Source organism: Mesobacillus sp. LC4, from assembly GCF_053543455.1.
Genome location: NZ_JBGCUB010000002.1, coordinates 834168 through 853014, shown reverse-complemented (window position 1 = coordinate 853014; position 18847 = coordinate 834168). Strand labels below are relative to the sequence as shown.

Sequence of the window (18847 nt, the reverse complement as noted above, 5' to 3'; positions counted from 1 at the left end):
TCACCCCTATTTATTATCCTACCGAAAGTTCATTTTAAAATAAACAAAGCCGCCCTGCCCAAATGAGCAAGACGACTTTTAATTTTCCTAACTATAAAACCATCGCGGCAATCCAGCCGAAAATGATCAGCGGAATATTGTAGTGAACGAATGTAGGGACAACCGTGTCCCAGATATGGTTGTGCTGTGCATCAGCATTCAAACCGGCGGTCGGTCCAAGTGTACTGTCAGAGGCAGGGGATCCTGCATCTCCAAGTGCAGCTGCCGTGCCAACAATCGCAATTGTCGCCATCGGGCTGAAGCCAAGCTGAAGGCTTAACGGTACAAAAATCGTAGCGATGATCGGAATCGTCGAGAATGAAGAGCCTATTCCCATTGTGACGAGCAATCCGACAACCAGCATCGCCAGCGCGCCTAGTGCTTTATTATTGCCAATCGCATCAGCAGCCTGCGCTACTAGCGTTTCAACATGGCCAGTTTCCTTCAGGACATCAGCGAAACCGAATGCAGCAAGCATGACGAATCCAATGAACGCCATCATCTTCATGCCCTCTGTTAAAAGATTATCGGCTTCGCGCCACTTGATCGCACCGCTTGCATAGACGACAATGATACCTGCAAGCGCACCGATGATCATCGACCCAAAGTATAGCTGGGCAGCAAGCGCTGTGACAATCGCAATGATTGAGAAAATGATTCCGATTTTGGAGTACTCACTTTTTTCTACCTGGACTACTTGATGGTCCTGATAGATTCTAGGCTTTCGGTAAGATACGAATATCGCAATCAACAATCCAACAACAAGACCGGCAACAGGCAGGAGCATCGCTGTTGGAATATCGCCCATATCGATTTCCATTCCGCTATCAGCCATGTTCGTAGCCAGGATGTCGTGGAAAATACCGCCGAACCCTACTGGAAGCAAAATATATGGCGCTGTCAGGCCGAATGTCAGGACAGACGCAATTAAACGGCGATCGATTTTCAGCTCGTTGAAAATAATCAACAACGGCGGAATCAAAATCGGAATAAACGCGATGTGGATTGGAATCAGGTTTTGCGAGAAAATCGACATCATTAAAATCAGGATGACAATAATCGCTTTAGAATAGGTTTTGGCTTTTGACTCTCCGTTCTTGCCAATCATGCCGACCATCCAGTCAACAATCAGATTAGGCAAGCCCGTCTTGGAAATCGCCACTGCAAACCCTCCAAGAAGTGCGTAACTAAGAGCAACTTCCGCACTTCCTCCAAGTCCTCCAGTGAAAACTTCAATCGTCTTTTCTATACTTAAGCCGCCTGTCAGCCCGCCAATCAGGGCTCCAGCAATCAAAGCCAGTACAACATTGACGCGAAGCAGGCTCAGGATCAGCATGGCCAGGACAGCAATAACAACTGCATTCATAATGAGTTCTCCTCTCGATGATGATGTCTATTTTTTGCTTTAGTTTGGTAAATTGGTAGAGAATTAAAATGACAAGTATTAAATTATCATAGATTTGTTTTTTATGTCAATGGGTTTGTTTGTATTAATATTTGGAAGTTGTTGAATATTTATAGGCAGGAGGGGTTTCGGAGAGAAAAATTAAAAACCCCGAAGCCTTAATATGCAGCTTCGGGGTTTCCATCTACTATTCTTGATCAGACGATGTCTCGAATCTTTCGACAAGCAATGCCAGGGTGCGGGCCATGACGCCGGTTGCGCCTGCTGGTCCCAGGTCATATGCTTTGCTTGTAGTCGCTGTTCCGGCAATATCCAAGTGCACCCATGGAGTGCCTTCTGCAAATTCACCAACAAATGCTCCACCCATGATGGCATGGCCTTCTGCGCCTGGAGAATTATTCAGATCAGCGATTTTACTGCCGCGGACACGTTCTATGTCACGCTGGAACAATGGCAGGCGCCAGATTGGCTCACCTGATTCATATGAAGCCTCAAGCACTTGTTCAAAAAATGCTTCATTGTTCGTTAAAGCTCCGGATGTATGCAGTCCTAACGCCGTAATGACACCGCCTGTCAGAGTTGCAATATCCACCAGGTAGTCCGCACCATGATGCTTCGCATATGTCATTGCGTCTGCAAGGACTAGGCGGCCTTCCGCATCTGTGTTCAACACTTCAATTGTTTTTCCGCTCATGGAAGTAATCACATCATCCGGCTTGAATGCTGTACCCGAGATCATATTGTCTGTAGATGGAATCACGGCCACAACATTTTGCTCCGGCTTGATTTCGCCGATGATTTCCATTGCGCCAAGTACGGCTGCTGCACCGCCCATATCGGACTTCATGCCGACGATGCCAGCCTTCGTTTTGATCGAGTAACCGCCAGTATCGAACGTGATTCCCTTGCCGACAAGGCCGATTACATCCTTCCACTCTTCTTTTCCCTGATACTTCAGGACAATCATTTTCGGCGGCTGCGCAGATCCCTGGTTGACAGCAAGCAGTGCGCCCATGCCTAGCTTTTCCATTTCTTCTTTTTCGAGAATTTCTGCTTCAAATTCATATTTCTCTGCTAATTTCATGGCATATTCAGCCATGTCAGTCGCAGTCAAAAGGTTTCCAGGAGTGTTCACGAGTGTACGTGCGGAATTGGTTCCTTTACCAAAAACATAGCCAACCTCAACTGCCGCTTCCACTTCTCCCTCTTCGTCTGCACTGTAAAGCGTCAGGCTTTCGATCCGCTTTTCAGGTTCGTTTGACTTTTGCTTGTATCCTTCGAACTCATACGTGGCCATCGGGAACGCTTCCCCTAATGCATGCGCCGCATCATTAAGCTCAACCTTCTCACTTGTAAAAGTATCTAAAAGTACAGCAGCTTCCGTCCATTTTTCTTGTTTTGCACTTTTAAACAAAGCGCCAAATGCGTCCCTTAATGATTCGAAATTAAATTCCTTCTCATGTCCAAGACCGACAAAATAAACTTTTTTTGCGCCAATTTTACCGAAAGTATGTATTTTTGAAATCGCTTTTCTTTTGGTTGAAATATCACCGCTTTTTACCAGTTCCGTCAACTGCCCGCCAAAAAGCTCGTCGGCTTCTCCCAAGGTGCCTTCGAGACCTGACGGCTTGTTGAACAAACCAATGACTAGACAGTCATGGCTGTTTGAAAAATTAAATTGATTCTGTACTTTAAACAAATCATTCACCCCTACAAATTGATAAGTTCATTATATCGAAACTCTTGTAATATTTCGACTTCCTAATCTTGCTGTAATATTAATCATCCAGATATAAATATAAAACTGGAAGCTCTGGCAGCATCGCCACATCCTCATACGGAACCCGATCGAGTCCAGCAGGGAATGTACCCAGGCACTCTTCGATGAAAGGATAGACCTTCTCCAAATCAAGTCCCCAGTAAACCGGACGGTACGATTGCAAATAGTCATGGGCTGCCTGCATCATCAAACGAGCTCCCTTCACATTTCCATAACTGTAGTGGTAAATCGCGACGCTCATTTGCAGCAGGCCTTTTAAAAACAGATTGCCTTTGTCGGTCATCCACATATCTTCAAGCAAGTCGTGGCAGGTATAATAGTCCCCTTCGTTGAATTTAATAAAAAACTCGTAATACTCAACAGGGTAGTCAGTCAACTCCTTCACCTCAATCCTGAAGTTTTAAAACTATTTTATCAAACCTTGAAAATTTGCTGTAATGTTATAATTGAAGTTGGGTATTACTTAAGAAGGTACTTTTTTAGATATAGGGGGAACAGTCATGGAATTATTAACGAATTTCCCATTATGGGCTTCACTCGCTGCTATTTTTTTCGCGCAGTTCGTAAAGGTCCCGATTCAATATATCGCTACGAGAAAAATCGATTGGTCGCTTTTGACAAGTACGGGCGGAATGCCAAGTTCACACTCTGCTGCGGTTACAGCGCTGGCAACAGGCGTGGCGCTTCAAACCGGACTGGATTCAGCCGTTTTTGCTGTTGCCGCTGTTTTTGCGATTATCACGATGTTTGATGCATCAGGTGTTCGCAGGCAGGCGGGTGAGCAGGCCATCGTCCTGAACCAGCTTGTGGCCGATTTCGGCCGGTTCGCCCAGGAGGCTAAAGGCTGGCAGGCTAAGCCTGAAAAAGAGAAACAGAAAGAATTGAAAGAATTGCTTGGCCACAAGCCAATCGAAGTATTTTTCGGCGGGTTGACAGGTGTATTATTGACATTACTTCTTCACTATTTTCTTTAATGCATTTAAAGGTATCAGATGAAAAGCAGGTGAATCTTATGAAAGTCATATCTTTATGTCCCAGCAATACTGAAGTCATGGAATTTCTCGGGCTGACGCATCTCCTTGTCGGTGTCGATGATTTTTCAGACTGGCCTGAAAGTGTAAAGTCACTGCCTCAGCTCGGACCAGACCTTTCAATTAATCTTGACCTCGTTGAGGAATTACAGCCAGATCTTGTTCTTGCGTCATTAAGCGTTCCAGGCATGGAGAAGAACGTAGAAGGCCTGGAAGAACGGAATATTCCGTATATCATTTTGAATCCACAATCGCTGACGGACATCGAAAATGATTTGATCATAACTGCCAATGCCCTTAACATGCCTGAAAGAGGCCAGGAAGCAGCTGAACAGTTCAGGAACAGACTGGAGAACATCAAGCAAAAAGGGGCCAGCGCTTCCCGGAAACCGAAGCTTTACTGGGAATGGTGGCCCAAGCCCGTTTTCACTCCAGGCCGCATTAATTGGCTGACAGAAGTGTCCGAGGCTGCCGGTGCTGAAAATTTGTTCAAGGACGTTGAGCTTGCAAGCGTGCAGACGGACTGGGATGATGTCAAATCGCGAAAACCGGATTACATATGCGTCGCATGGGTCGGCGTCAGAAAGCAAAAGGTCAAGAAAGAGCTGATCATCAACAGGCCCGGATGGGAAGAACTCGAAGCTGTCAGAAATGACCGGATCCTGATTCTCGAAGAAGAACTCTATTGCCGTCCCTCCCCACGACTTCTTGATGGCCTGGAAAAACTGCATCATCTTATCCATAGTTAAACTAAAAAGGCACTTTCCTTGAATATGGAAAGTGCCTAAATTTTTATGATTTTTTGCCGCCTGTGTTTGAATATGGAAAGTGCCTAAATTTTTATGATTTTTTGCCGCCTGTGTATTGCTGGCGGAAGACCTGCATCGATTCATTTTCGTTAAGCGCTTTTAAATCTTCTTCTGTCAGTTTGCCGTTGCCCATTTCAATGACATAGACATCCAATGTCTTTTTGCCCCACTGCTCGTATACATCTTTTACAGTATCATAATAAAGGTCAACTTTATTCCCTTTGATCGCCCCGCCTTTATCGGCAACCACACCGAATCCGTATCCCGGGATGAACAGGATTGTCCCAATCGGGAATACGTTCAAATCAGCTGCGACAGTCGAATACAGATCACGCTTTACTTTCACACCGGAATAAGTAATTCCATAGCCTGGATGATCAGGATTTTTGCCGGTGGATTCAACCCCTGCTGTATAACCTGTAGCAATGATTTTTTTAGTCGGATATTGCGACCAGTTCAATGATTCCTCAAGCGTGGGCTGCGTCCCGGCTACCTTTTCGCTTGAAGAAATTTTTGTAGAGAAATCGGTGATTTTTTTCAAAAATTTAAAAGCAAGTCCCATAGATTTCTTTTTATGTTCTGTACCTGAACTTTCCTCTTGTTGTGTTCCCGCATGATCAAAAACGTATGTAGAAACAGTGGAAGCTTCAACTCCCGAAATCGAATGAAGCGTAGAAGTTATAGCAGCAAAAAACAAAACTGCCATTGCTGAGCGTCTAGCCCATATTTTTAAAATATTCATATAATTTTTCACTCCTCCCAAAACTATTAATTTCCCAACGAAACAAGAAATATTCCAAAAGGAGCAAAAAAGTGCTAAAAGTCCTATTTACACTTCCATTAAAAGTAAAATATTACTGCTATTTAGTTATAGTGTCCAAAAATGAGGGGAATTTTATGCATGAAAAAAACCTCCAAATAATTGAAGGTTTCTTGTATTAGAACATTTGATATCCTTTTTTTCGCAACAACCTGATGACGATTCCGGCCAAAATCGCACCTGCCATCCCGCTGCTTAGAATCAGTAGATCTGCCATTGCCAAATGTGTAAGGCGCTGACCAAGATCACTGAAGGCTTCACCGCTATTTCTGAAATAGTCGATGAACGGATATTTATCAATAATGAAAATCGCAATTAATGGATAAATGATCGCCATGATCCATGACATCCGCAGCAGCATATTCAATAAAAATCCAATCCCAAAGAACAGGACAAAAAACAATAACATCGAAATGATCAGTGTGACAACCGTCATCATGTCTATATCCCCCCATTAAACATCATTTCTAGTTTACTGTTTGTCCGTTTTCGAGTCAATGAAATGGTGTAAGTCTAATCATTTTGGCCAAAAAGAAAAACCCCGCATTGTGCGAAGGTCAAAGATGATTGCCTTATTTTTTTGACTTACCTGACCCGCTGCAGCATGTGCATGTTTCTGAACCGCCAAGCAACAGTTGGAAATAGCCTTTACCAGAGCAGTATGGACATTCCTTTGAATCATGAGTGTGCATTTTCATTTATGAACCTCTCCTTTTATTATTGAATTTTCTGATAATATATCAGAGAATCTCTAATTTTGAAAAGGTTCAAATTTGACCAAAAAACCATATTGAAAACGGATACATCCTATTTTTTCTTTAAATATCTGTCACTCTCTTTAAATTTCAGAAAATTATAAAAATAATTGATATGCACTATAATGAAATTGCTCTCCTGGATCCAGACCAGCCTTTCCGGCCACAACTTGGCCAATTGGTTTACTTATAAGATAGTGCAGAAGCAGCGAAGTAGCAGGATCTGCTTCCAGTTCTTCAGGCAGCATGAACCTGGCATCATACAGCTCACTTTCTTCGACCTTGACCTTTTGACCTGTCAATGGGGACAGCAGAAACACAAGCATATTATCACTGATGGATTCCCGTATCACTCCAGTCCGCAATCCAAGAAGTCCGGCAACCGTACATTCCACACCAGTTTCTTCAAAAACTTCCCTGAGTACTGCCTGATCGGCCGTTTCCCCTTCATCTACAAATCCAGCAGGCAGCGACCAGCTGCCTTTCAAACCCCCATACCGCTTTTTGACAACAAGCCAGCTACCATCTTCCGAAATCACAACACCAGCCACACCAAGCCAGACATTTTCACGTTTCCCCATTCATTACCCCATCCAATTGATCGTTTTACTATTATTGTACCTTATCGTCCGCTGGGAATAAAAAAAACAGACCCTCTCAGAGAGCCTGTTTCCTTGTTTCATTTATAGAATATTGAATTTACCTTTTTTAAGGACCATAGAAGGACCGCCGATCATGTATAGCGCACGGTTGTCGATCATTTTTTTCATGAAGGAAGCTTTTGTACCAACCATTTTCTTGCCGAATGCCACACCGATTGCGTCATCTTCACCAAGAGAACATACTGTTCCCTTGATATCTGGAGTGAAAGTCTCAAGCTCAGATTTGCCGCGAACTAGCGCTGCAAGATTCCTTGCACAAACTTCACCCTGCTGCATCGCGATTTGTGCAGTCGGAGGATATGGACGGTTAATTTCTTCATTGATGATCAATGAGCAGTCACCGACGATGAATACATCTTCAGATCCCGGCAAGCGAAGGTCAGGCTGGATTTTCACGCGGCCGCGCATTGCTTCAATGCCTGATTTTTCGATGACAGAGTTTCCGCGGACACCAGCAGCCCATACCACTGTGCCAGCTTTGATTTCTTCCACTTCTTCTTCGCCTTTGGCAACAATGATGCCTTCTGGAGTCGCTTCTTTGATTGCCGTACCGATGCGGAATTCCACACCTTTTTTCTCAAGCGTAGCAACCGCATAGTTCACAAGCTCTGGATCGAATCCAGGCAGAACCATTGGTGCAGCTTCCACACATACGATTTTTACCTTATGATAATCGACATCATATTCACGGCAAAGCTCAGGAACTCGGTTTGTCAGCTCACCAAGGAATTCGATTCCTGTGAAGCCTGCACCGCCAACGACGATTGTCAGGCGCTCATCTTTCTTTTCTGCTTCAGTATTGTAAGTTGCAAATTGATACTCGATATGCTCACGGATTTGTCTGGCTGAGTTGACATTGACGATAGAGAAAGCATACTCCTTCAAGCCTTTAATACCAAAAGTTTCAGGTTCAGCACCAAGTGCGATGACTAGGTAATCATATACAACGTCGCCACTATCAAGAATGACTCGTTTTTCCTCCAGCTTGATTTCTTCAACAGAACCCTGGACGAACTCAACCTTATGGCGATCAATTACATCACGTACATCATAACGGACTTTGTCATGGTGCAAAGTTCCTGCTGATGCTTCATGCAGCCATGTAGTTTCGTAGTGGTAATCATTTTTGTTGATAAGGACAATGTCAGCCTCGTTTACTCCAACAGCTTTTTGTAAACGGGTAGCTGTCATTAATCCCCCGTATCCTGCTCCTAAGATTACGATCTTTGGCTTTCTCAAAGTGATCACTTCCACCTTTTTAAAATATTTTTGGCGAATGGCTCATCTCTATCTGCCGCCATCATTTCCGGATAAGTTTGTGATATTATTCACTAAAATGTTCAAAAAAATGTCCTAAAAATGTCACAAAATCTTAACATTATTGCCTACCATCCATCTTATTCTTTTTGCGTCGCATTTTCAAGCGATTGAGTTAACTTGGAAATATTCAGAAAATAGGCGGATTTCACTATTTTTCAGTCATATATAGGTATTTTTCTATGAAATATATTGTTCCACAAGGTATCTCCAATTATGATTAGGAGTTTATTTTTACGTTTTATGGTATTATAAAAATTGGAGCAATTTTACTACATGTGAGGGGGATATGGAGTGAAAGAAGATCAAAAAGTTTATGACATCACGATTATCGGCGGGGGGCCTGCTGGTCTGTTCACTGCTTTCTACGGCGGAATGAGACAAGCATCTGTTAAGATTATTGAAAGTTTGCCGCAATTAGGCGGGCAATTATCAGCACTTTATCCTGAAAAGTACATATATGATGTTGCCGGTTTTCCAAAGGTTCGTGCCCAGGAGCTGATCAACAACCTGAAAGAGCAAATGGCGAAATTCGAGCCAGCTACTGCTCTTGAGCAATCCGTTGAAAAGCTGGAAAAACTGGAAGACGGATCAATTAAGCTTACTACTGATAAAGAAGTTCACTATACAAAAACAGTCATCATCACAGCAGGAAACGGTGCGTTCCAGCCTCGCAGGCTGGAACTTGAAAGCGCTGCCCAATACGAAGGCAAAAATCTGCACTATTTTATCGACGACTTAAACCAATTCGCTGGCCAAAAAGTTGCGGTATTAGGCGGAGGCGATTCTGCTGTTGACTGGGCATTGATGCTTGAGCCAATCGCTGAACAAGTAACGATTGTCCACCGTCGCGACAAGTTCCGCGCCCATGAGCACAGTGTCGAAAACCTGCAAAACTCAAAGGTTGATATCAAGACACCTTATGTGCCAACAGAACTGATCGGCGACGGCAATGCAATCAGCCAAATCGTTCTTAAGGACGCAAATGGCGAAGATTCTGTAGCCGTTGATGTTGACGCAGTGATCTGCAACTTCGGTTTCGTTTCATCTCTTGGACCAATCAAGGAATGGGGCCTTGAAATCGAAAAGAATTCCATCGTCGTCAACTCGAAAATGGAAACGAATATCCCAGGCGTTTATGCGGCAGGCGATATTTGCACATACGAAGGCAAAGTCAAGCTGATCGCAACAGGATTCGGTGAAGCTCCGACAGCTGTCAACAATGCAAAATCCTACATGGATCCAAAAGCGAAGACACAGCCGCTTCACAGTTCTTCAATGTTTAAATAAGAAAAGCGGAAGCGACTTGGTCAGTCCCGACAAGCGCTGGAGGGCCGACCAGTGAAGTCGTTCTTTGACTTCATTGGGCGGACCGAAGCGACTCGAGGGACAAGGCGCTGGAGCTGGACACTGATCTAAGTGTGACATTTTTATTTTTCTCTTTATATTAAAAAAGCAAGGTCCGCGGACCTTGCTTTTTGTTTAGCAATCTTCAGGTGTTCCAGCATTCGTTGCCGTTTTAAAACTTGAACCGCAGCCGCATGAGGCGATTGCGTTCGGGTTGTCGATTGTGAAGCCGCCACCCATCATCGATTGCTTATAGCTGATTTTCGTCCCATTCAGGACTGGCGCACTTTCCTTATCCACAAGGATTTTGATGCCATGCTGCTCCAACTGAGTGTCGCCATCTTCCACTTCATGAGCGAAACCCATTCCGTAAGAAAGGCCGCTGCAGCCGCCGCCTTTTACAGAAACGCGAAGATACGCATCCTCTGTCTCATTTTGCTTCATCATATCTTTAACCTGCAATGCAGCTTCTTCTGTTAAGATCACAATGTTATCCATTTTAAAACCTCCTTGATCCCTTTCTTTGTCTGGCTTCAGCGCCTAGCCCCTCGAGTCGCTTCGGTCCGTCCAATGAAGTCAAAGAACGACTTCACCGTCGGCCCTCCAGCGCTTGTCGGGGCTGAACAAGGCACTTACGCCTTTCTTATAGTATATACAGCATTTTTCCATTCCTCAACCAATCGAGCCGAAAAAGAATTCTCTTCATATTTTCCCACTCACCAGCCAATTAAATTGGTATAATATACCCAAACCTCTTTTTAAAATCCTAGGAGAATTGGCAGGTGGCGATGATGACTCAACTAGTACCTCTCTATGACAAAAAGTACACATGCTCAATGTGCGAAAATTCCTTCACGACCAAGAAGGTCCGCTCCCGTTTTGTGAAAGTGCTCCGCTTTGATACTGACTTTGCCCCTCTGTATGTCGATGGTTATGAAAATCCGAATTTTTACTATATCAATGTCTGCCCTGACTGTGGCTATTCCTTCACCGACGACTTCAGCAGTTATTTCCCGCCAGGAGCTAAACAAGTCATTCAGGAAAAAATCTGCAGCCAATGGGCCCCTCATAACTATGGTGAAGAGCGGACAATCCAGGAGGCAGTCAACACCTTCAAGCTTGCAGCCTATAGTTCGATGCTAAAAAAAGAAAAGCATATAGTAACAGCCGGCCTATACATCCGGATTGCCTGGCTCTATCGCTCAACCGAAAACCACGATCAGGAACTGCGCTTTTTAAAACTTGCCCTTAAGGAGTATACGGAGTCATACAGCACCGGCGACTATAAAGGGACACAAGTATCCGAACTGCGCCTCATGTACCTGATTGGCGAACTCTCCAGAAGAGTCGGACAAACACAAGATGCCGTGCGATTTTTCTCAAGAGTCATCGAAAAGCAAAGACAATCTGTCGAACCGCAAATAGTTGAGCTCGCCAAGGAACGCTGGCAGGAGATGCGGGAAGAGCAAACGGTTGGAGGAACCTAAGTTTACCTCATTGTAGAAATTCATGAAAAAGGCTGGCGATGGAAAATTCCATGCCAGCCTTTTATCTATTAAAACATTGGATTTTCATCCAGGTATTTATAAACATTTTCTACTAGTTCTTCAGGGGTGTCTCCCACTACCGGGTCGCCGTTTACAAGCGCAAACATCGACATCGCGCATTTTCCACAATAACCAAGGCAACCGTATTCGATGACATCAAGGTCTGGATCACGCTCAAGCTCTGCCCTTGCAGCCTGAGAACCGCTGGCAAGATTGCTGATACAGAATTCAATGATTGGCTTAATCATTTGTTTCACCTCTCTACTAATTTTTAATCGTACCCTTTTTCAGGCAAATCGTCAATTTTCCCGGCTTATGGCATCCATAAAATTGTTGTTATTTTGTCACAATTTCGTTATACTTTTAATGGTGATTTATTGAACATAAAAATATTGCAGAATAATTTCAAAAAATGTATCCGTTTGCGGATTTTGTTGAACGAGCTGGAGAAACTTCATTAACTGTCTTTCGATGAGTTAAAAAGGGGAAATTCACATGAAAAATCTCGTTATTCTTGGAGGCGGCTATGGCGGCATGCGCGTCCTTCATAAATTGCTGCCGAATGACCTGCCTGAAGATGTATTAATCACACTGATTGACCGTGTTCCATACCACTGTTTAAAAACAGAATACTATGCCCTGGCTGCAGGTACGATTTCAGACCAGCATATTCGGGTTTCCTTTCCTGAGCACCCACGCCTTCAGTTAAAATATGCTGAAGTCACTGCCATCAATCTTGAGGATCGCAAGGTGGAGCTGCAAGGTGATGAGTCCGTTCAGTTCGATGACCTTATTATCGGACTTGGCTGTGAAGATAAATATCACAATGTCCCAGGAGCTGACCAATTCACATACAGCATCCAATCCATTGAAAAGTCCCGAGCAACCTATCAGGCACTGAACAATTTGCCAGCAGGTTCAACCGTTTCAATCGTCGGCGCAGGATTAAGCGGTGTTGAGCTTGCAAGTGAATTGGCGGAAAGCCGCAAAGACTTGAAAATAAAGCTTTTCGATCGTGGAAACCATATTCTTTCCGCTTTCTCTGAGCGCCTGAGCACATATGTCGAAAATTGGTTTGATAATCACAATGTTGAAATCATCAACAATGCCAATATCACGGAAGTTCAGAAAAACGTCCTCTACAATCACGATGAGCCGATTGTCTGCGATGCGATTGTATGGACAGCTGGAATTCAGGCTAATCGACTTGTCCGCGAAATGGACGTTGAGCAAGACGGCATGGGCCGCGCAGTAGTCACTCCGCAGCATAATCTGCCAGGCTATGAAAATGTTTATATCGTCGGTGATTGCGCAAGCCTGCCTCACGCACCAAGTGCGCAGCTTGCGGAAGGACAGGCAGAACAGATCGTCCAGGTGCTGCAAAAACGCTGGAAAGGGGAAGAACCGCCGGAGTCATTCCCGCCGATCAAGCTGAAAGGCGTCATCGGTTCACTCGGCAAAAAGCACGGCTTTGGCCTTGTCGCCGAACGCCCGATAACAGGCCGCGTCGCACGCTTGCTGAAGTCAGGGATCTTGTGGATGTATAAATATCATAATGGTTGATCATGTTGGACCGGGCTGGGATGCCCGGTTTTTTCATTGAAATGATGACACAAAATTGGTAAAAATCCTTTGGAATTTCCAATTCGCTATATAAATGAAAAAGTCGCTATATAAATGAATTTTTCGCTATATAATGTTTAAAGTCGCTATATAAATCAAATTCTCGCTATATAATCCTAAAAGTCGCTATATAAAGTTTTTCGCTCTCAAAAAAATCGTGAATGTCTTCTCAAAAAAAGAAAAAAGCACCCCATTTCGGAATGCTTTTACCAAAATTATGCGGAAACGTAGCCGTATTTCTCTAATTCTGCATAAATGGTTTTCAATTTCGGGTTCCCTTCGCCGACGATCTTGCCTTCGAGCAGGACGACGGGATAAAACATGTCTTCTTCGATTACTTTTTCGGCGAATTCCTTTTTTGCTTCCTCTTCTGGAGGGTTATGGATATCAACATAAACAATTTGGAATGGCTGGTCTGCGTATTTGCGGCTGATGGCGGCTTCAAGCCATTCATATGTTTCTTTTGATGATGGCAGGTTCACACAGCTTGGGCATAATACTTCTGCACCGTAAACGACGATTTCTACCTCTTTGCGTTCCATTATCAATTACCCCCTGTTATTTTCTTTTATTTTACTATACGATGAAAAAGATGCATAAGGAAAAAACTGTGTTCACAGGTTTTTCGATTAAATTGGATAGATTTTTCCGGTCGATAAGATTATAATAAGTATTATGAAAGGAGTCGATTTGCATGACTGAACAGCAAATGTTTGAGCAAGTACAGGAAGTATTAGATAAATTGCGTCCATTCCTTCTTCGCGATGGTGGAGACTGTGAACTAGTTGATGTTGAGGATGGCATTGTTAAACTTCGCCTGCTAGGTGCATGCGGAAGCTGCCCGAGCTCCACAATTACGCTTAAGGCTGGAATCGAACGCGCACTTTTAGAGGAAGTACCTGGGGTTGTTGAGGTTGAACAGGTATTCTAATTAACCAATAATAAAGCGGTTTTGCCGACAATGGCAAAACCGCTTTTTTTCCGTTTAAATGACGGATGACCTGCACCCATCACGATCAATCTGCAAACTGAAAATCTCCATCCCCGTTAAGTGCTTTCTCAATTTTCCCGCGACTTCTTCCCCTTTGCCGGGTTCTGCCAGACAAAGGATCGATGGTCCTGCTCCGCTCAAAGCAACACCGAATGCTCCTGATTGAATCGCTTTTTCCTGCAGCTCTTCGAAAAATGGCACAAGGTTTTTCCTGTATGGCTGATGAAACAAGTCTGACGCCATCATTTTACCTGCCAGCGCCCAATTCTTTGTCATCAAAGCAGCAAGCAGCTGGTTAGCAATAGAGCTTGCCTGGACGCTGCGCTGGTAATCCATCACTGCCGGGAGGACATCGCGGGACATTTCCGTCAGCAGCTCCTGATTCGGCACAGCAAGGATTAGATCAAATTGTATCTGGTCAAGGACCGTTAAGTCGACCTCATCCCCGATTTGGCTGCCAACTACGACGCCGCCAAATAAGCACGCTCCTGCATTATCAGGATGGCCTTCGAACCGGGAGGCGATGGCCAGCTTTTCATACCGGGTCAATCCAAGCCCGCAGAATTCATTGGCCAGTTCCACTCCTGCGACAATCGCTGCTGCACTGGAACCCAGTCCTCTTGCAAGCGGGATATCGCTTTTTACAGAAATATGGAGAGAAGGCATTATTCGCTTGTACAACTCCGCCGTTTGGCTTGCAATCTGGCAAATGAAGTTTTTCTCATCCACAGGAAACCCTGCCAAGGAATCGGAAAGAGGAACAACCTTCCAACTGTCGCTTATTTCAGCATGAACTTCCATGTAGAGGTTCAAAGCGACGCCGAGTGAGTCAAAACCGGGGCCCAGGTTCGCTGAGCTGGCTGGAACTTTTACGAACAGGACTTGCCCCCTCGGTATTCGAGCAGCAGGTTGTCGTTCACCTTTTTTAGTAGCTGATTTACACCTGCTCCCAGCAGCTAGTGCTTCCCCGCTTTCAGCAGCTAATATGTTCCTGCTCTCAGCAGCCAGTGGTTTTCCACTTTCAGCAGCTAATGCGCTCCTGCTTCCAGCAGTTAGTGAATTCCCGCTTGGTTTCCTGCCCCCAGCCGCAGCCAGTGGTTCCTCGATGCCCCTCATTGCCGGACCACTCCCCTGATATAGTCGCTGACGATTTTCTCGTCATTTGGAAGCAGCACTGGTGAGATGGAGCTGATGTCAATGGCAGTTGAAGGATCTTTTAAACCGTTACCAGTCAGAACGGCAACGATTCTGGTTCCTCGAGATATTTCTCCTCTCTGTAAAAGTTTATGGACACCTGCCAGCGATGCACAGGATCCTGGCTCTGCAAAAATCCCTTCCGATCCAGCTAACTGGCTGTATGCTTGTAAAATTTCGTCATCTGATACGAAATCGATCTTCCCTTCCGATTCGTCCCGGGCTGCAACCGCAAGATCCCAGCTTGCCGGGTTGCCAATGCGGATGGCCGTTGCAATTGTCTCCGGCTGTTCAATCGGCTGCCCTTTGACAATCGCGGCCGCTCCCTCTGCCTCAAAACCGAACATTCGCGGCAAACCTGTACGTCTACTGGCATTGTATTCTTTGAAGCCTTTCCAATAAGCGCTGATATTTCCGGCATTCCCCACCGGGATCGCCAGGATATCAGGTGCCGCGCCAAGCTGATCACAAATTTCAAAGGCAGCTGTTTTTTGTCCTTCAAGGCGGAATGGATTGACGGAATTCACTAGTGTGACTGGCTCGGTTTCGCTGATTGCCCTGACCATTTTTAGGGCCTCATCAAAGTTTCCTTCGATCGAAACGATGCTTGCGCCATACATCACTGCCTGTGCGAGTTTGCCCATTGCGATTTTCCCCTCAGGAATGACGATGATCGACCGCAATCCTGCCCTTGCCGCATAAGCTGCGGCAGAGGCGGAAGTATTGCCTGTCGAGGCGCAGATGACCGTGTCACTGCCTGCTTCCTTCGCTTTGGCGACCGCCATGACCATCCCTCTATCCTTAAAGGATCCGGTCGGATTTACTCCTTCTACTTTTACATATAGATCAATTCCCCACTCTTTTGACAGCTGGTCGAGCCTGATCAGCGGGGTATTTCCTTCATGAAGGGTAAGCATTGGCGTCTCGGTATTGACTGGCAAGTATTCCTTATATTCACTTAACAGCCCCCGCCACCTCATACATTGACACTTCCTTCAACCCTGTACGAGCTTTTGACTTCCTTCACAACCCTGAGGTCGCGCAGCTCCATTAAAATATTCTGGTAATCCTTCAGGGAAGCTTGATGTGTGACGACCACAATCTCGGCTAGCTCCTTTTCCTTCAAAGGCGTCTGGACAATTTTTTCGAAGCTGACATTATGGTTTGCGAAAAGAGAGGTGATCTCCGAGAATACACCTACTTCGTCATGAACATGAAGGCGCAGGAAGTATTTTGAACTCACTTCACCATCATCCTTCAGCTGCTTTTCAAATTGTGGAGTGACAAAAGAACTGCCGTTTACTCCAAGGCGCATATTTTTGACGACGCCTACAAGATCCGAGACCACTGCTGTTGCGGTAGGCAGGCTTCCGGCTCCTGGACCGTAAAACATTGTTTCTCCTACTGCTTCACCATACACATACACCGCATTGTATTCATTATTGACCGATGCAAGCGGGTGCGATGACGGAAGCAATGCCGGCTCAACACACACCTCGACTTTATCGCCTTCACGGACGGCGATGCCGAGCAGTTTCATTGTGTAGCCCAGCTGTTTCCCGTATTGCAGGTCCTCTTCGGTTACAGAAGTGATTCCTTTCGCTTTTACATCATCCAGATCAATCTTCATCGAAAAACCTAACGAGGCCATGATGGCCATTTTCCGCGCCGCATCCAGACCTTCCACGTCAGATGCCGGGTTCGCCTCCGCGTATCCTAGCTGCTGCGCTTCCTTTAACACGCAATCGTATGCCAGTCCTTCCTGGCTCATCTTCGTTAAAATGTAGTTTGTTGTGCCATTCACAATCCCCATCATCTTTGTAATCCTGTCAGATGCAAGGCCGTCCACCAGGCTGCGCAAAATTGGAATTCCTCCGGCAACGCTCGCTTCGAAAAAGAGGTCGCAGCCATTTTCATTGGCGACGGTTAAAAGCTCGGAACCATGGACAGCCATCAAATCCTTGTTTGCCGTCACAATATTCTTTTTGCTTCTTAATGCTTGAAGCAAATGTTCACGAGTATCCTCAATACCTCCCATCACCTCGATGACTACCTCAATCTCCGGGTCTTCCATAATTTCGGCTGGATTCACCGTCAGGAGAGAAGGATCCACTTTTACCGACCTTTCTTTTTCAACATCCTGAACAAGGATTTTCTTCACTTTAATTGGGCACCCAACCTGGTGCATTAGTTTATCCTGATGGTTTTCTATAATCCTGACCACACCTGACCCTACTGTTCCCAAACCTAGAAGTCCAACCGAGATTGCCTGCATTTCCTCTTCCCCTCTCTATGTGTCTATTCTGAATGAACACTTGTTTTTGTATAGTAGACATTATATAGACCAAAAACAGCTTTTACAAGGAATATTTTGGAGTCCTTCACCTCTGTAAACGCTTAATCATATGTGGCTGTAAGGATTGAAAATTACAAAAATTCATTATAAAAAAATCCTTCCCATTGAATAGGAAGGATTTAAAAGTATTAGAGCACTTCTTTATTTACAATTGTTTTTGGACTGTCGCCCGTCAGCACGGCTTTGACATTTGTACAGCACAGTCTGATCATGGTTGTCCTTGTTTCAGTGCTTGCGCTGCCGATGTGTGGAATCGCCGTCACGTTTGTCAATTGAAGCAGTGGATGTTCGGCGGAAATAGGTTCTTTTTCAAAGACATCAAGTCCCGCACCAGCAATTTCCCCATTTTTAAGCGCCTCATATAATGCCTGCTCATCCACAACCGGGCCACGGCCAGCATTAATGAAAATGGCACTGTTTTTCATCTTCGTAAAGACATCGGCTGTAAAAAGATTCTTAGTTTCTGGCGTCAACGGAGCAAGTGACACAACAAAGTCAGCTTTTGTCACAAGATCCTCGAAAGCACTATAAACAGCGCCTAATTCTTTTTCAGCTTCAGGTTTGCGGGAGCGGTTATGGTAAAGGATTTCCATGCCAAACCCTTTAGCTCTGCGCGCCACCGCTTCCCCTATTTTTCCCATTCCGACAATCCCGATTGTCTTACCGTAAACATCATGCCCGGCAAGCAGGTACGGACTCCAGCCTCCCCACTTGCCGGCCTTAATATATTCTGCCGCTTCGACAATCCGTCTAGCTGTAGCCATCAACAAAGCAAAAGTAAGGTCTGCTGTTGTCTCTGTCAGGACATCCGGCGTGTTCGTCACGATGATTCCGCGCTTTGTCGCTGCTTCCAAATCAATATTATCAAAGCCAACTGCCAGATTGGCGACCACTTTCAGGTTTTCACCTGCAGACAATACTTCCTCATCGACTTTGTCAGACAGCATCGTGATCAAGGCACTGGCTTTTTCGGCTTCTTTTAAAATAACTTCCCTTGGGGCAGGGACATCTTCATGCTCCCACATTTTCACATCAAAAAGCTCAGTGAGATCGGCAATTGTTTCTTCGGGCAATTTCCTGGTGATATACACATAGTGTTTCATTGTCTGTCTCCTTTTGAAAGCGTTTAATATCATAGAATAATTTTATTCTATCACAATCTACACTTTCT

The 18847-nt window shown here is 44.9% G+C and carries 21 protein-coding genes; 6 read left to right on the top strand and 15 right to left on the bottom strand.

Annotated features, from left to right (window positions below):
• Window positions 1–91: 91 nt before the first annotated feature.
• From AB5I83_RS10510 to AB5I83_RS10500, 3 genes are all read right to left on the bottom strand, one after another.
• On the bottom strand, window positions 92–1405 hold the full coding sequence (locus AB5I83_RS10510; RefSeq protein WP_448975123.1) for a Na+/H+ antiporter family protein: 1314 nt from the start codon (window positions 1403–1405) through the stop codon (window positions 92–94).
• A gap of 226 nt (window positions 1406–1631) precedes the next feature.
• Window positions 1632–3143 (bottom strand): leucyl aminopeptidase, encoded by a 1512-nt coding sequence (locus tag AB5I83_RS10505; protein WP_448975121.1) that lies wholly within the window; start codon window positions 3141–3143, stop codon window positions 1632–1634.
• 79 nt (window positions 3144–3222) lie between these two features.
• On the bottom strand, window positions 3223–3600 hold the full coding sequence (locus tag AB5I83_RS10500) for a DUF309 domain-containing protein (protein WP_448975119.1): 378 nt from the start codon (window positions 3598–3600) through the stop codon (window positions 3223–3225).
• A gap of 124 nt (window positions 3601–3724) precedes the next feature.
• On the opposite strand from AB5I83_RS10500, the gene AB5I83_RS10495 reads away from it, so the two are divergent.
• Window positions 3725–4198 carry a divergent PAP2 family protein gene (locus AB5I83_RS10495; RefSeq protein ID WP_167833625.1) on the top strand — a complete coding sequence of 158 codons (474 nt, stop codon included), beginning with the start codon at window positions 3725–3727 and terminating at the stop codon, window positions 4196–4198.
• Between the two features lie 38 nt (window positions 4199–4236).
• Complete coding sequence (locus tag AB5I83_RS10490; RefSeq protein WP_448975118.1) at window positions 4237–5004, top strand: cobalamin-binding protein; 768 nt, start codon at window positions 4237–4239, stop codon at window positions 5002–5004.
• A 91-nt stretch (window positions 5005–5095) separates the two neighbouring features.
• Here the strand turns inward: AB5I83_RS10490 and AB5I83_RS10485 are convergent, their stop codons facing one another.
• From AB5I83_RS10485 to AB5I83_RS10465, 5 genes are all read right to left on the bottom strand, one after another.
• Window positions 5096–5806: a 3D domain-containing protein gene (locus AB5I83_RS10485; protein WP_319005638.1), complete on the bottom strand. Its 711-nt coding sequence runs from the start codon at window positions 5804–5806 to the stop codon at window positions 5096–5098.
• Between the two features lie 196 nt (window positions 5807–6002).
• A complete protein-coding gene (locus AB5I83_RS10480) occupies window positions 6003–6323 on the bottom strand; it encodes a YuiB family protein (RefSeq protein ID WP_448975116.1) in 321 nt (106 codons plus the stop codon).
• Window positions 6324–6456: 133 nt separating this feature from the next.
• A complete protein-coding gene (locus AB5I83_RS10475; protein ID WP_158651598.1) occupies window positions 6457–6582 on the bottom strand; it encodes a YuiA family protein in 126 nt (41 codons plus the stop codon).
• 155 nt (window positions 6583–6737) lie between these two features.
• On the bottom strand, window positions 6738–7220 hold the full coding sequence (locus tag AB5I83_RS10470; RefSeq protein WP_448975114.1) for an NUDIX domain-containing protein: 483 nt from the start codon (window positions 7218–7220) through the stop codon (window positions 6738–6740).
• 102 nt (window positions 7221–7322) lie between these two features.
• Window positions 7323–8540 (bottom strand): NAD(P)/FAD-dependent oxidoreductase, encoded by a 1218-nt coding sequence (locus AB5I83_RS10465; protein ID WP_448975112.1) that lies wholly within the window; start codon window positions 8538–8540, stop codon window positions 7323–7325.
• A 372-nt stretch (window positions 8541–8912) separates the two neighbouring features.
• On the opposite strand from AB5I83_RS10465, the gene AB5I83_RS10460 reads away from it, so the two are divergent.
• Window positions 8913–9908: an NAD(P)/FAD-dependent oxidoreductase gene (locus AB5I83_RS10460; protein WP_448975110.1), complete on the top strand. Its 996-nt coding sequence runs from the start codon at window positions 8913–8915 to the stop codon at window positions 9906–9908.
• Between the two features lie 192 nt (window positions 9909–10100).
• Here AB5I83_RS10460 and AB5I83_RS10455 read toward each other — a convergent pair whose 3' ends face one another.
• Entirely contained in the window at window positions 10101–10463 is a 363-nt protein-coding gene (locus AB5I83_RS10455; RefSeq protein ID WP_448975108.1) for a HesB/IscA family protein, read from the bottom strand.
• Window positions 10464–10756: 293 nt separating this feature from the next.
• Here AB5I83_RS10455 and AB5I83_RS10450 point away from each other — a divergent pair, with 293 nt between their 5' ends.
• Window positions 10757–11452: a DUF2225 domain-containing protein gene (locus AB5I83_RS10450; protein WP_448975280.1), complete on the top strand. Its 696-nt coding sequence runs from the start codon at window positions 10757–10759 to the stop codon at window positions 11450–11452.
• A 68-nt stretch (window positions 11453–11520) separates the two neighbouring features.
• Here AB5I83_RS10450 and AB5I83_RS10445 read toward each other — a convergent pair whose 3' ends face one another.
• The gene (locus AB5I83_RS10445) at window positions 11521–11760 is read right to left on the bottom strand and encodes a YuzB family protein (RefSeq protein ID WP_079507135.1); all 240 of its coding nucleotides are present in this window, start codon (window positions 11758–11760) and stop codon (window positions 11521–11523) included.
• Between the two features lie 247 nt (window positions 11761–12007).
• On the opposite strand from AB5I83_RS10445, the gene AB5I83_RS10440 reads away from it, so the two are divergent.
• Complete coding sequence (locus tag AB5I83_RS10440) at window positions 12008–13075, top strand: NAD(P)/FAD-dependent oxidoreductase (RefSeq protein ID WP_448975105.1); 1068 nt, start codon at window positions 12008–12010, stop codon at window positions 13073–13075.
• Between the two features lie 275 nt (window positions 13076–13350).
• Here the strand turns inward: AB5I83_RS10440 and AB5I83_RS10435 are convergent, their stop codons facing one another.
• Window positions 13351–13677, bottom strand: coding sequence for a YuzD family protein (locus AB5I83_RS10435; protein WP_167833615.1), 327 nt, complete (start codon window positions 13675–13677; stop codon window positions 13351–13353).
• 152 nt (window positions 13678–13829) lie between these two features.
• On the opposite strand from AB5I83_RS10435, the gene AB5I83_RS10430 reads away from it, so the two are divergent.
• Window positions 13830–14066, top strand: coding sequence for a NifU family protein (locus tag AB5I83_RS10430; RefSeq protein ID WP_023626615.1), 237 nt, complete (start codon window positions 13830–13832; stop codon window positions 14064–14066).
• Window positions 14067–14120: 54 nt separating this feature from the next.
• Here AB5I83_RS10430 and thrB read toward each other — a convergent pair whose 3' ends face one another.
• The 4 genes from thrB to AB5I83_RS10410 all read right to left on the bottom strand — a co-directional run bounded on the left by thrB (window position 14121) and on the right by AB5I83_RS10410 (window position 18779).
• Window positions 14121–15242 (bottom strand): homoserine kinase, encoded by a 1122-nt coding sequence (gene thrB / locus AB5I83_RS10425; protein WP_448975103.1) that lies wholly within the window; start codon window positions 15240–15242, stop codon window positions 14121–14123.
• Window positions 15239–16300, bottom strand: a complete 1062-nt coding sequence (gene thrC, locus AB5I83_RS10420; protein WP_448975101.1) for a threonine synthase — start codon at window positions 16298–16300, stop codon at window positions 15239–15241. Before thrC ends, thrB begins: the two co-directional genes overlap by 4 nt.
• Window positions 16297–17595: a homoserine dehydrogenase gene (locus AB5I83_RS10415; protein WP_448975099.1), complete on the bottom strand. Its 1299-nt coding sequence runs from the start codon at window positions 17593–17595 to the stop codon at window positions 16297–16299. The genes thrC and AB5I83_RS10415 overlap by 4 nt, the downstream gene beginning before the upstream one ends.
• 209 nt (window positions 17596–17804) lie before the next feature.
• Complete coding sequence (locus AB5I83_RS10410) at window positions 17805–18779, bottom strand: 2-hydroxyacid dehydrogenase (RefSeq protein WP_448975097.1); 975 nt, start codon at window positions 18777–18779, stop codon at window positions 17805–17807.
• Window positions 18780–18847: the final 68 nt, after the last annotated feature.